General features: G+C 64.8%; 12 protein-coding genes. 7 read left to right on the top strand and 5 right to left on the bottom strand.

Features of this window, described 5'->3' with window-relative positions; all coding sequences use genetic code 11:
* The first annotated feature begins 67 nt into the window (after window positions 1–67).
* Window positions 68–766 (top strand): pirin family protein, encoded by a 699-nt coding sequence (locus tag GR702_RS13640; protein WP_160986452.1) that lies wholly within the window; start codon window positions 68–70, stop codon window positions 764–766.
* A gap of 42 nt (window positions 767–808) precedes the next feature.
* Here GR702_RS13640 and rfbB read toward each other — a convergent pair whose 3' ends face one another.
* From rfbB to GR702_RS13665, 5 genes are all read right to left on the bottom strand, one after another.
* The gene (rfbB, locus tag GR702_RS13645; protein ID WP_160986453.1) at window positions 809–1,864 is read right to left on the bottom strand and encodes a dTDP-glucose 4,6-dehydratase; all 1,056 of its coding nucleotides are present in this window, start codon (window positions 1,862–1,864) and stop codon (window positions 809–811) included.
* A complete protein-coding gene (gene rfbD / locus GR702_RS13650) occupies window positions 1,857–2,714 on the bottom strand; it encodes a dTDP-4-dehydrorhamnose reductase (RefSeq protein WP_160986454.1) in 858 nt (285 codons plus the stop codon). Before rfbD ends, rfbB begins: the two co-directional genes overlap by 8 nt.
* Entirely contained in the window at window positions 2,711–3,265 is a 555-nt protein-coding gene (rfbC, locus tag GR702_RS13655) for a dTDP-4-dehydrorhamnose 3,5-epimerase (RefSeq protein WP_160986455.1), read from the bottom strand. Before rfbC ends, rfbD begins: the two co-directional genes overlap by 4 nt.
* 12 nt (window positions 3,266–3,277) lie before the next feature.
* Window positions 3,278–4,147 (bottom strand): glucose-1-phosphate thymidylyltransferase RfbA, encoded by an 870-nt coding sequence (rfbA, locus tag GR702_RS13660; RefSeq protein WP_160986456.1) that lies wholly within the window; start codon window positions 4,145–4,147, stop codon window positions 3,278–3,280.
* Window positions 4,148–4,460: 313 nt separating this feature from the next.
* A complete protein-coding gene (locus tag GR702_RS13665) occupies window positions 4,461–5,294 on the bottom strand; it encodes an inositol monophosphatase family protein (RefSeq protein WP_160986457.1) in 834 nt (277 codons plus the stop codon).
* A 268-nt stretch (window positions 5,295–5,562) separates the two neighbouring features.
* Between GR702_RS13665 and GR702_RS13670 the strand changes: the two genes are divergently transcribed.
* From GR702_RS13670 to GR702_RS13695, 6 genes are all read left to right on the top strand, one after another.
* Complete coding sequence (locus GR702_RS13670) at window positions 5,563–6,567, top strand: KpsF/GutQ family sugar-phosphate isomerase (protein WP_160986458.1); 1,005 nt, start codon at window positions 5,563–5,565, stop codon at window positions 6,565–6,567.
* Between the two features lie 23 nt (window positions 6,568–6,590).
* Window positions 6,591–7,400, top strand: a complete 810-nt coding sequence (locus tag GR702_RS13675; protein WP_160986459.1) for a 3-deoxy-manno-octulosonate cytidylyltransferase — start codon at window positions 6,591–6,593, stop codon at window positions 7,398–7,400.
* Window positions 7,393–9,102: a glycosyltransferase family 2 protein gene (locus tag GR702_RS13680; protein ID WP_237449708.1), complete on the top strand. Its 1,710-nt coding sequence runs from the start codon at window positions 7,393–7,395 to the stop codon at window positions 9,100–9,102. The genes GR702_RS13675 and GR702_RS13680 overlap by 8 nt, the downstream gene beginning before the upstream one ends.
* A complete protein-coding gene (locus tag GR702_RS13685) occupies window positions 9,099–9,887 on the top strand; it encodes a DUF5672 family protein (protein ID WP_337192607.1) in 789 nt (262 codons plus the stop codon). The genes GR702_RS13680 and GR702_RS13685 overlap by 4 nt, the downstream gene beginning before the upstream one ends.
* A gap of 121 nt (window positions 9,888–10,008) precedes the next feature.
* Window positions 10,009–11,397, top strand: a complete 1,389-nt coding sequence (locus GR702_RS13690) for a hypothetical protein (protein WP_160986460.1) — start codon at window positions 10,009–10,011, stop codon at window positions 11,395–11,397.
* Complete coding sequence (locus GR702_RS13695) at window positions 11,387–12,352, top strand: hypothetical protein (RefSeq protein WP_160986461.1); 966 nt, start codon at window positions 11,387–11,389, stop codon at window positions 12,350–12,352. Before GR702_RS13690 ends, GR702_RS13695 begins: the two co-directional genes overlap by 11 nt.
* Window positions 12,353–12,408 lie beyond the last annotated feature (56 nt).

Here is a 12,408-nt window from a genome sequence, read left to right on the forward strand (position 1 = left end):
ACAAAGGGTGCAACGAAGCGGCTCCCATTCCCAACGGCAACTCCCGCCGCTTCACCGGAGACCCAAGATGATCGAACTTCGTCCCTTCGACAGCCTCGGCGGTGCAAACCACGGATGGCTCGACGCCAAGCACCACTTCTCCTTCGCCGCTTACCACGATCCGGCGCGGGTGCACTGGGGCAACCTGCGCGTCTGGAACGACGACACCATCGCACCAAAGACGGGCTTCCCCCCGCACCCGCACAACGACATGGAGATCATCACCTATGTCCGTGAAGGCGCGATCACCCACGAGGACAGCCTCGGCAACAAGGGCCGTACCGAAGCCGGCGACGTCCAGGTGATGAGCGCGGGCACCGGCATCCGCCATTCGGAATACAACCTCGAGGACGTGACCACGAAGATCTTCCAGATCTGGATCCTGCCCACCCATACGGGCGATGCACCCAGCTGGGGCGCGCGGCCCTTCCCGAAGGGCGAGCGGGCCGGGCGCTTCGAAACGCTGGCGTCGGGTTACGAAAGCGATGGCGACGCGCTGCCGATCCGCACCGACGCCCGTGTAGTGGCCGCGACGCTGAAGGCGGGCGAGACAGCGGAATACCCGATCGGCACCGACCGCAAGGGTTATCTCGTCCCGGCCACCGGCGCGATCGAGATCGACGGCCTGCGCGTCAACGCCCGTGATGGCGCGGCGATCCGCGACCTCGACGTCATCCGCGTGAAGGCGATCGAGGACAGCGAAATCGTCCTGGTCGACGCCGCCTGATCCGGAGAGGGCCCTTGCCGCGTGCAGGGGCTCTCTTCGTCCTTACCTAGCCAGCAGCGGCCGCCACCAGTCTTCATTGTCGAGATACCAGCGAAGGGTGCTCCTCAGGCCGTTCTCGAAATCGTGCTGCGGCACATAGCCCAGTTCGGCACGGGCGCGGGTTTCGTCGATCGCATAGCGGCGATCGTGGCCCTTGCGATCCTCGACGAAGGTCTTGAGTTCGCTCGTCGCACGGCCCTTCGCGGCGGGCGCGTCGGGATAGCGCTGCGCAAGGCCCTCGATCTCGGCGAAGGCGCGGTCCACTTCGGCGCAGATGCGGTCGATCACCGCCATGTTGGGCAGTTCCTCGCCACCGCCGATATTGTAGGTCTCGCCCGGCTTGCCATTCCTCAGGCACGCCTCGATCCCGCGGCAGTGATCCTCGACGTAGAGCCAGTCACGCACGTTCATCCCGTCGCCGTAGATGGGGAGCGGCTTGCCCGACAGCGCGTTGAGCAGGAACAGCGGGATCAGCTTCTCGGGATAGTGGTAAGGCCCGTAGTTGTTCGAGCAGTTGGTGGTCGTCACCTCCAGCCCATAGGTGTGGTGGTAGGCGCGCACGAGATGGTCGGACGCGGCTTTCGATGCCGAATATGGCGAGTTCGGCTGGTACTGCGTGGTCTCGCTGAACGCGGGATCGCTGGGGCCTAGCGATCCGAACACCTCGTCCGTCGAGATGTGGTGGAAGCGGTGCGCCTTGCCCGAGCCTTGGTCCAGCCACACCTTGCGCGCGGCTTTCAGCAGGCTGTTCGTGCCAAGAACATTGGTGTCGATGAAGGCATCCGGCCCGGTGATCGAGCGGTCGACGTGGCTTTCGGCGGCGAAGTGGACGATCGTTGCCACATCGTGCTCGCCCAGCAGCTTTTCGACCAGATCGGTGTCACGGATGTCGCCAACGACCAGTTCCGCCTGTTCCACCCCGGCGATGGTCGAGGCATTGCCCGCGTACGTCAGGCAGTCGAGAACGACCACGCGATCATCGGGATGCGTCTTGCTCCAGTAATGGACGAAGTTGCCGCCGATGAAGCCGGCACCCCCGGTGACGAGCAGGTTAGCCAAGCGTCTTTTCCTCTTTCAACATGGTTCGCAGGTTCACCCGCCAGTGCGGTGGACGATCGCCCAGCACCGCGCGCGTGGCGCTGCTGTCGAGCAGCGAGAATGCGGGGCGGCTGGCGGGAGTGGGGTAGGCGCTGGTCGGGATGGGCACTATCGCGACATCGCGTTCCAGGAGGCCGAGCGCCCTGCCCTCCTCGTAGATGGCGACCGCGAAGTCGTACCAGCTGGCGACGCCTGCATCGCTGTGGTGGAACGTGCCGCGAGCCTGTTTCGCGACGAGACCGAGCAGTGTCGCGGCAAGCCCGGGTGCCCAGGTCGGTGCGCCGATCTGGTCGGCCACCACGCGCAGTTCCTCGCGCTCGCGCATCAGGCGCAGCATCGTGCGCACGAAGTTCCCACCCCCGGCGGTGTAGACCCAGGCGGTACGCAGCACGATGGCGTCTTCGCCCGCCGCGTCTTCTCCGGCCGCCTTGCTGCGGCCATAGGCGGAGATCGGGTTGCGGGCATCGTCGGGCCGGTAGGCGCGCGGCGAGGTGCCGTCGAACACGAAGTCAGTGGAAACATGGGCGAGCCTGCCGCCGGTCTCGCCAAGCGCCCGGGCCATGGCACCAACGGCGCGGGCGTTGACTGCCATCGCCAGCTCTTCCTCGGCTTCCGCCTTGTCCACCGCGGTATAGGCCGCCGCGTTGAGGACCACATCGTAGCCGCCGCGCGCCACCCTTTCGTAGACCGCGTCGCTGTCGGAAAGGTCGAGGTCGGCGCGAGCCACGGCATCGACCTGCCAATTGGCAGGAACCTGCGCGAGCAAGGCCTGTCCCAGCTGTCCGTTGCTGCCCGTCAGCAGGACTTTCACGCGAAGGGCTCGATATCGGAAAGGCGGGTGCCGACCTTGTCCTTGGCGGAAATGTTCAGTTCCGAGGCGTCGAACCCGTCGAGCGGCCACTCGATACCTACCTCGGGATCGTCCCAGGCAAGGCTGTGCTCATGCTCAGGAGCATAAGGAGCGGTGCACTTGTAGAGGAAGTCGGTGTCGTCCTCCAGCGTCAGGAAGCCGTGAGCGAAGCCTTCGGGCACCCAGAACATGCGCTTGTTGCGCGCGCTCAGTTCCACGCCCGCCCATTTGCCGAATGTCGGGGAAGAGCGGCGCAGGTCCACCGCCACGTCAAACACCGCGCCGTTCACCACCCGCACGAGCTTGCCCTGCGATTCCGGATTCTGGAAGTGCATGCCGCGCAGCACGCCCCGGCGCGACCGGGAGTGATTGTCCTGCACGAACGCCAGGTCGAGGCCTGCCCGCGCGAAGGCATCGGTGTTCCAGCTTTCCATGAAGAAGCCGCGCTCGTCGCCGAACACCCTGGGCTCGATGATGAGAGGGCCGGGGATGGCGCATTCGATGATGTTCAAGGCGATGTGTCCTCAGTCCAGCAGTTGGATCAGGTATTCGCCGTAGCCCGATTTGCGCAGAGGCTGGGCGATCTTCTCGAGCTGTTCGGACGAGATGAAGCCCTGGCGCCAGGCGATTTCCTCGGGGCAGCAGATCTTCACGCCCTGCCGCTCCTCGGTGATGCGCACGTAAGTGCCGGCATCGATCAGCGAAGCGTGCGTGCCGGTGTCGAGCCAGGCGAAGCCGCGACCCATGATCTGCACGTTCAAGGCGCCTTCGTCCATGTAGAGGCGATTGAGGTCGGTGATCTCCAGTTCGCCGCGCGGTGAAGGCTGGAGATCGCGCGCGCGGGCAACGACCGTATTGTCGTAGAAGTAAAGGCCCGTGACCGCATAGTTGGACTTGGGCACGGCGGGCTTCTCCTCGATCGAGATCGCCCGTCCCGCCTGGTCGAACTCGACCACGCCATATGCCCCGGGATTGTTGACGCGGTAGGCGAAGACGCTGGCGCCCTGCCCGTGCGCGGTTGCGCCCTGCAGCAGTTCGGGGAAGCCATGGCCGTAGAAGATGTTGTCGCCAAGGACCAGCGCGCTGGGATCGTTGCTGAGGAAGTCCGCGCCGATCTGGAAGGCCTGGGCCAGACCGTCGGGGCTGGGCTGCACCGCATAGGAGAGCGAAAGGCCCCATTCGGACCCATCGCCGAGAAGGCGCTGGAACTGGTCGGAATCCTCAGGCGTGGTGATGATGAGGATGTCGCGAATACCCGCGAGCATCAGCGTGCTGAGGGGGTAGTAGATCATCGGCTTGTCGAACACGGGCATGAGCTGTTTCGATACGCCGCGGGTCAGCGGGTAGAGCCGCGTTCCCGAACCGCCTGCCAGAATGATGCCCTTGCGTGCCATACCTTGATCCATGGGGCGGGATGAAAGGGATCGGGCAACGACCGTCGCCCGCCTCGCGCCGCAGCCACCCCGCTGCGGCAAATGACGCATCGCAGCAAGAACCGACAAGGTCAACAGCCACTAGCCTGCGGTAAAATCGCCATGAGAAACCGGGAGGAACGGTCTTGCGGCACAAGTCCATGCCCGCTGCCCCGGCCCTGTCGAAGACGGCGTGGACAGGGCGTCATCGATGAACGTCGTGCCTTCCGCCACGAGGACGAAGGCCCCGTCGTGTCAGTGGCCATAGCCAGGGCTGCGCACGGAAGGCGCGCGCTCAGTCCGCGATGGCGGCGCCGGCGAGTACGACCCCGGCATCCGTCAGGAGCGTTGCCACCTCGTTCCAGCGCTGCGGGCATGCCGCGGCGATGAGCCCGCCCTGCGCGTCGTCGCAGCGGTATGAACTGCCGTCCGGCCGCGCGGCACGCCCGCCCGCCTCGTTTAGGAAGATGACGCCGGCGGCGTGGTCCCAGGCGATGGTGCGGGTGAACAAGGTGGCGTCGTTCTCCCCAAGTGCGATGCGGGGATACTGGTCGGCGGCGCACCGCGGGCTGTCATGCACGTCGCAAGTGCCGGAGAGCGTCGCGAAAAGCGCTTCTCGCCGGGTTGGGTCGGCGAACAGGCGGGTTACCGCGATATGCGGTATTGTCCGGGCCTGCGCGCCCGCGCGAACGGGTGCGCCATCGATCGTGGCGCCTGCCCCTATCCGGGCGCTGCAGAAGCGCCCGGTCAGCGGATCGAGGATCCACCCTCCGACCGGAATTCCTTCCTCCGCCAGCGCCACCAGAATGCCGAAAGGCCCCTCTCCCGCAGCGAAATTGGCGGTCCCGTCCAGCGGATCGACGATCCAGCAGACGCCCTCCCCCAGACGACCCAGAAGGGCGGGATCGTGGTGAGAAGCTTCTTCGCCCACGACATGCGCGCCGGGAATGAGGCCGGACAATCGCTCCGTTAGGATGGCTTCGCTTTCACGATCGGCGGCGGTCACCGCCTCGCCTGCGGCCTTCCAGTCCGCAGCAATCGGCTTGCCGGCGGTGAAGCGCGGCATGATCGCGGCGCGGGCGCTTTCGCGCATCGCGTTTTCGACCGCCCGGTCGAGGGCGTTATCCATGCGATGCTCCCACTCTGCCGATAAGGTCGTTTCCAGGAGTATTACGTAGGCGATGAACGTCAATCATATCGAGGCTGTCCAAGAGCGAGCAGGGGGATGCAAGTATAAACTGCGGCCGCCGGTTAACTTCACCTTGATCCATGCTGCGCACCTTGTGCGACGAAGCGCCGCGCGCCCACGTCATAGTTCGTCGCCCCGTCTTGCGTGAATTATAGACCACCGATAAGCGGGCTTACAAAATACCCCCTCGCAAGAAGGATATCAGCCGATGATTGTCACCTCGTTACAGCCGTCGATCGCTCATGACGATGAAGCGATCCTGGCGAGGGGCTGCGAGGTCCTGCAGATAGAATCCTCCGCGCTGCAGGCCATGTGCCACAGCCTGGACGCCTCATTCGCGAACGCCTGCCGCACGATTCTCGCCGCGAAAGGCCGCGTGGTCGTGACGGGCATGGGCAAGTCGGGCCACATCGGGCGCAAGGCCGCCGCGACCTTCTCGGCGACCGGCACGCCGGCAAGCTACGTTCACCCGAGCGAAGCCGCGCACGGCGACCTGGGCATGCTCGTTCCCGGTGACGTTCTGGTGGTCATCTCGAATTCGGGCAACACCGCGGAACTCCAGGCATTCCTGACTTACGCCAGGGCAATCGGAGTGCCTGTGATCGGCATCGCCTCGCGTCCCGGATCGCTGGTCATGCGCCATGCCGACGTGGCGCTGCCCATCCCCGCCGCGCGCGAGGCGTGCAACGCCAACATCGCTCCCACCACGTCGACCACGCTGCAACTCGGGCTTTGCGATGCGCTGGCCATGACGGTGATGGACATGCGCGGCTTCTCCCGCGAGGGCATGAAGGTTCTGCACCCGGGCGGCGCGATCGGCCTTCGCCTGCTGCCCGTGAAGGACATGATGCATAGCGGCGCCTCGATGCCGCTGGCCACCGCCGATGCGCGCATGCCCGACGTGGTGTCGATGATGACGTCGGGCGGCTTCGGCATCGCAGGCATCATCGATGAGGACGGCGCTCTCATCGGCGTCATCACCGATGGCGACTTGCGCCGCCATTTCGACATTCTTGGCAGCGTCCTGGCCTGTGACGTGATGACAAGCGCGCCCCACACCCTCGACGCCGAGATGAGTGCTGAGGCCGCGCTCGAACTGCTGAACGAGCTCAAGATCTCGGCGGCCTTCATCGTCGAACAGGGACCGGGGAGCCGCCCGATCCCCTGCGGCGTGGTTCACATCCACGATTTCCTGCGTATAGGGCTCTCGTAAAGCTCTCGCAGGACAGCATCGTCATGGATCTTCCCGAATTCGCGATCATCATCCCGGCGCGTTATGCATCGACGCGTTATCCCGGCAAACCACTCGTACCGCTTCGCGGGTGCGACGGTGAAGCCAAGACCCTGATCCGGCGAAGCTGGGAATGCGCGATGTCGGTCGAGGGCGCCAAGGGCGTGTGGGTCGCGACGGACGATGAGCGCATCCGTGAAGAAGTGCTCGGCTTCGGCGGACAAGTGGTCATGACCGAGGAAAGCTGCGCCAACGGGACCGAGCGGTGCGCTGACGCCATCGCCAAACTGGGGGACGTGGCCGAAGTCATCGTGAACCTGCAAGGCGATGCGCCGCTGTCGCCGGCCTTCGTCGTCCACGATCTTGTCCGCAGGCTGGCGCAGGACACCGAGGCCGCGATGGCGACGCCAGGCGTACGGTGCTCCCGGTCGGTCTACCGGCACCTGGCCGAAGACGCCGCCCAAGGCCGGGTTGGCGGCACTACGGTGGTGTGCAACAGCGCGGGCCGCGCCCTCTACTTTTCCAAGCGCCTGCTGCCCTACCTGCCTGCGGCCGAGGCGGAGCGGGAATACCCGCCCATCAACCTGCACCTTGGGCTCTATGCCTACAGGCCCGACGCGCTGCGCCTCTACAGCGCCGCGCCGGTCTCGGAGCTGGAACAGCTAGAAGGGCTTGAGCAGCTTCGCTTCCTGGACATAGGCCAAGCGGTGGCCGTGGTCCATCTTGACCCGTTGGCCTGGGATTCGATCGAGCTCAACAATCCGAGCGACGTCGAAGTGATCGAGCGGATACTGAAGCAACGCGACATTGCGTGATCGCGCCGGCTTGTCGGGCGCCAAAGTGTCCTTCTGGCGGCGTGTGGCGCTCGGCACGCTGGTCCGGATCGAGGCGTTTCGCCTGGCTCCTCAGCGTTACCTGCAAGGCCTGGGCTGGCGCGCAAGGGGCTTGAAGCTGAGGGCGCGGCATCGCCTGTCCGAACTCATGGGCAATGCGCCGCATGCCTATTCCCTGTGGATCGCCACGCGTGAGGCGCAGCGGCACGAAGCCTTGCTGGCTGATCCGATCCCGGACGTGCCGCCATCCCTCGTAATCGTCGTCGACGCGCGGGAAGACGCTTCGCTGCTGTCCGACACACTGCTTTCGGTCGCAACGGCCTGCGACGTCGCACGCTCGAAAGGCTGGGGCGATCTTCCGGGTGTTCTGGTCCTGGGGAACGCCGCGACCCCGCCTTCCTTCGCAGAGGATGTGCAGACAGTGCCCTGTACGCAGACGCTGCGACGTGCCCTGAGCCCACGCATGGATGCCTATGCACCATCAGGTGCCCGGCCGCTGGTTCTGACCCTCAAGGCGGGCGATCAACTCGCTCCGGTGGCGCTGCTGGCCTACGCCGCAGCCATCGAGGCCGATCCGACAGCAGGCCTGTTCTATGCGGACGACGATCTACTGGCGGATGGCAGGCACACGCCTCATTTCAAGCCCGAGTGGAACGCCGAACTGGCGCGTCACCACGATTTCCTGACCGACAGCTGCGTGTTCAGGCTCGATCCGCTGTGGTCAGGGCCACTTTGGCCGGAACCGGCCCGCCTTGTCTGCGCCCGGCCCCGGCATGTCCCGTATGTGCTGCACCACCGCCGCGCTCGGCTGGCACCGGTCATTCCCGCAGCCTGTCCAGGTTCGTCCACGGCGCCGAGCAACTTGCCGCACGTCAGCATCGTCGTGCCCACCCGCAATCATTGCGGGCTGCTGCGCATGTGCATGGAAGGGATCGCCGCAACGCGCTATCCCTCATATGACGTGACGATCATCGACAACGGCTCCGACGAGCCTGAGACGCTGGCGTATCTGCTCGAACTTGCCCAAGCCGGTATGCGCATCGTGCGCGATCCGGGGCCGTTCAACTATGCCGCCATGCACAACAGGATCGTGGGGCAACTGGCCGGTCCGCTGATCTGCTTTCTCAACAACGACATCGAAATGATCCGCCCCGACTGGCTGGAGATCATGGCGGTCGCCGCGGGGCGCTCCGAGGTCGGGGCGGTCGGCGCAAGGCTTCTCTACCCCGACGGGACAATCCAGCATGCCGGCATCGTCACCGGGGTGGGCGGCGGTGCCGCCCATGCGCATCGCTTTCTGGCCCCGGGAGACGAAGGCTACTTCGCTCGCGCGCACCTGCCCCAGTTCGTGAGCGCGGTGACTGCCGCCTGCCTGGTGGTTCAGAAGGCGCGATTCCTCGAAGTCGGCGGCTTCGACGAGGCCAATTTCGCCGTCGCTTTCAACGACGTCGACTTGTGCCTGAAACTCACGGCACGAGGTTGGAAAAGCCTCTACGAGCCGCGCGCGGTGCTGATCCACCACGAATCCAAATCGCGTGGGACGGACCACACGCCCGAGAAGCGCGCGCGCTTCGCCGGGGAACTCGCCGCGCTCAAACGGATCTGGCACACCGATCATAAGACAGACCCCTATCACCATGCCGAATTGAGCCCGTTTTCCGAGCACTTCGTGGTACGGCTGTGAACGCACGGCTCGCCTTGCCGCAGGTGACGCTGTGCGCCGCCAGCAGCGTCAATGTCGAAGCCACCGTCCATGCTCTTGAACGCTGTATGGCAACGGCGGATTTCGGAGCGGCCATGCTGTTCACCGACGATGTCGACGTGCTCCTGCCTCCAGGCATACGCCGGGTGCCGATCGCGCCGTTACGCTCTTCGCAAGCCTACTCGCTATTCATGCTGCGCGAGCTTGGAGACTGGGTGGACACCTCGCACTGCCTGGTCGTGCAGTGGGATGGCTTTATCATCAACCCTGGCCTGTGGGATGTGCGGTTCCTCGACTACGACTACATCGGCGCCTCCTGGCCGCAGTTCGCCGATGGCCATGATGTCGGGAATGGAGGCTTTTCACTACGCAGCCGCCGCCTGATCGATGCGTGCCGGACTGCCCGGTTCCGGTATGACGGCGAGGCCGAGGATCTCGCCATCTGCCGCACCAATCGCGCGATGCTCGAGGCCGAGCACGGCCTGCGCTTCGCGGACAAGGACATGGCGGACCGTTTCTCGGCGGAACGGCGCGGCTCGGTTCGGACGGCCTTCGGCTTTCACGGGGCGTTCAATCTGATCGACGCCGTGGGCGCTTGCGCGTTCTGGGACATCTACGACAAACTGAACCATCGCACCGCGCTACGGGTAGATTTCTGGTCGATCCTGGGCAAACTGCTAAGGCGCCGAGCGATCGGAACGGCGATCAGGTTTGCCCGGAAGGAATACCGCACGGGTGACAGCGTCGCGAACGCTTCGGGGGCGTAGAACGCCGATTTTCCATCCACTTCCAACCAGTCGTATGCTGACGGTTCCTGAAGTGGCATTATACTCCGGTCCATGACTTGTCTGGAAGGACAGAAAGCCATTGCGGGGCAGTAAATCAGAAATGGTGCCCGTGCTGCTCGCCGAGGCGGGGGAGCACATCGCGGCCGGCAGGCTGGCAGCCGCCGACGCCGCAGTCTCAACCTTGGAGCAGAAGGGCTGGGGCGGCATCAAGACGCTCCGGATGCGCGCCAACGTCCAGAAGCGACTTTCCCAGAAGGCGGAACACGGAGAGACGCTGAAGCGCGTCGCCGAAGATCGGAACAGCACTCCGTCGGACCTGTTCCGGTGGGCGGTCCATCTGATCGAGACCAACCATCTGGATGCTGCCCGAGGCGTGATGGCGTCGCTTCGGGGACGTGAAGATTGCAGGCACTTGCTGCTCAACATCGATTATCGCGACGGCCTGCATTCGGGGAACATCGAACTGGTGCGCTCTGCCCTGCTCGGCCTTGTCGAACTGGACGTGACGCCTCTCCACCTTCCGGAACTGCGGCTCGCACTCAGGGAACTCGCCCCTTGGGAACGAAACACCATCGCGGACACGATCCGTGAAAAGTGGCCGCAAATGGCCGCACAAGTCGAAGGTATCGGCTCCATCGGCGCGCAAGGCAAGACGGGTGTGCAGCAACGCGCCGCGGAGCTGGCGACGGCCGGGCAACTCGCCGAAAGCGAAGCCCTCCTCGGCACCGGACGCGAAACGGACGAGGAGCTGCGCCGCGCGCTCAGGCTCGTGCCGCCACCGGAAGCGCGTGTCCGCACGCTGATCGAAGACAATGGTGATAACGTCATCGTTAGCGCTCGCGGAACGAGCGACACGACGCTGCTGGTGTTCACCGGCCTTGCCGATCAGGCCATGGTGCCAATTGGATGCATCGATGCGTTCTGCGCAGCCGCGGGGCACTCGGCCGTTTACTTGCGTGATCGTTCCCGTTCGCTGTTCGTGGGCGGAGTGCCGGACCTGGCGCTCGACTATTCGTCCTCGCTCGACGCGATCGGCCGGATCGTGGAGGAACTGGGCACCCGCCGCCTGCTTTCTTTCGGATCGTCTGCAGGGGGCCTGGGTGCCATAAGGTACGGACTGGACCTGTCGGCTTCCGGTGTGCTCTGCGCATCGGGAGCGACCTGCGCCCACGAGGCATTCCTTGACAGACACGCCGACCAGAGAGGGCGCGTCGTTGTCCGGCGGCTACAGCGCTCCTTCGGCCGCGCCGAACTGGACGTGTACGATCAGGTTGCCGCAAACTGCGGCCGGACGCAGATCGTCATGTGTTATGGGGACGGTTCGGAGAGCGACGCCGCTCACGCCAAGCACCTGGACGGTTTGCCCGGCGTGACCCTTCACCCGCTGGCGGGGCTGGGCCGCCACGGTTCGTTCGCACGCATGGTGCTCGACGGGATCTTCGCGGCTTTCATCGCCGATGACCTTAGGAGCACACCGCTTGTTCCCTGAAACACCCGCTGACAGAATAGGCCGGCTTCGCACCAGCAATTACGACATCAGCAATGTCTGCAACCTGCGGTGCGAGGGGTGTCTGTACTTCTCGGGCGCGGGCGACGAGATCCTGGCGGCCGAGCACAGCATCGAGATGTGGCGCAGCTTTTTCGCGGCAGAGGCGAACCGGGGCATCAACTTCGCTTATATTGCCGGCGCTGAACCATCACTTACTCCCGACCGTATTCGCGCTTGCCACGAACACATTCCAATGGGCGTCATCTTCACAAACGGCACGAAACGGATCGACAGCGACATCGATTACCGCATCCATGTTTCCATCTGGGGGGACGAGGTCGGGTCTAAGCGGTATCGCGGTGCCGACATAAACTCCAAAGCTATGCGCAACTACGTGGATGACGACCGCGCCGTCTTCGTCATGACGCTCAATTCACACAACCTGTCCGAAGTCGCCGCCGTCGTCGCACAGTGCGCGGATAATGGGTTGACGCTTACGTTCAGCCTGTTTTCGCCGACACGGGAATACAATGCGCCCGACGCGGCAAGAAGCGGAGCGGACCTGCGTCTGAGCGCGGACGACCTTGCCGCCGCCCGCGACGTCATGCTGCAAGCGGAACAGCTGCATCCGGACACAGTCAGGATATCGCATCCGTTCATCAACTGGGTGACGCAGGAAGGCAGCCTCTACACCCTCGACGAGGCACAGGTCGCGACCGATTGCGGTAACCGGCTGACGCGTAGCCATGTGCATTGGAACGCCGACCTTCAGCGAAACTCCGGCAAATGCTGCTCACCCAATCTGGATTGCCGGGATTGCCGTCCTTACGCGATGAGCCTTGCGACCTACTTCAACCGCCGCCGGCAGATGCCGGACGACTGGCCCGCCGTGTGGCAGTTCTGGAGCGAACTTTTCCTGCCCGTCCGGCGCGAAACACCCGCGCTCGCACCGTAGCGCAAGGCTGCAGGGCGGCGGCGAGGTATGGACCGCCGCCCGTAGTCATTTAGGCG

This window comes from Novosphingobium silvae, from assembly GCF_009856825.1.
Taxonomy (GTDB): domain Bacteria; phylum Pseudomonadota; class Alphaproteobacteria; order Sphingomonadales; family Sphingomonadaceae; genus Novosphingobium; species Novosphingobium silvae.

What these genes read in the sequence shown, in the direction of transcription:
- GR702_RS13640 (WP_160986452.1), top strand. Translation starts at nt 68, where the DNA reads ATGATCGAACTTCGTCCCTTCGACAGCCTCGGCGGTGCAAACCACGGA.
- rfbA (WP_160986456.1), bottom strand. Translation starts at nt 4,147, where the DNA reads ATGGCACGCAAGGGCATCATTCTGGCAGGCGGTTCGGGAACGCGGCTC.
- GR702_RS13665 (WP_160986457.1), bottom strand. Translation starts at nt 5,294, where the DNA reads ATGGATAACGCCCTCGACCGGGCGGTCGAAAACGCGATGCGCGAAAGC.
- GR702_RS13670 (WP_160986458.1), top strand. Translation starts at nt 5,563, where the DNA reads ATGATTGTCACCTCGTTACAGCCGTCGATCGCTCATGACGATGAAGCG.
- GR702_RS13675 (WP_160986459.1), top strand. Translation starts at nt 6,591, where the DNA reads ATGGATCTTCCCGAATTCGCGATCATCATCCCGGCGCGTTATGCATCG.
- GR702_RS13690 (WP_160986460.1), top strand. Translation starts at nt 10,009, where the DNA reads ATGGTGCCCGTGCTGCTCGCCGAGGCGGGGGAGCACATCGCGGCCGGC.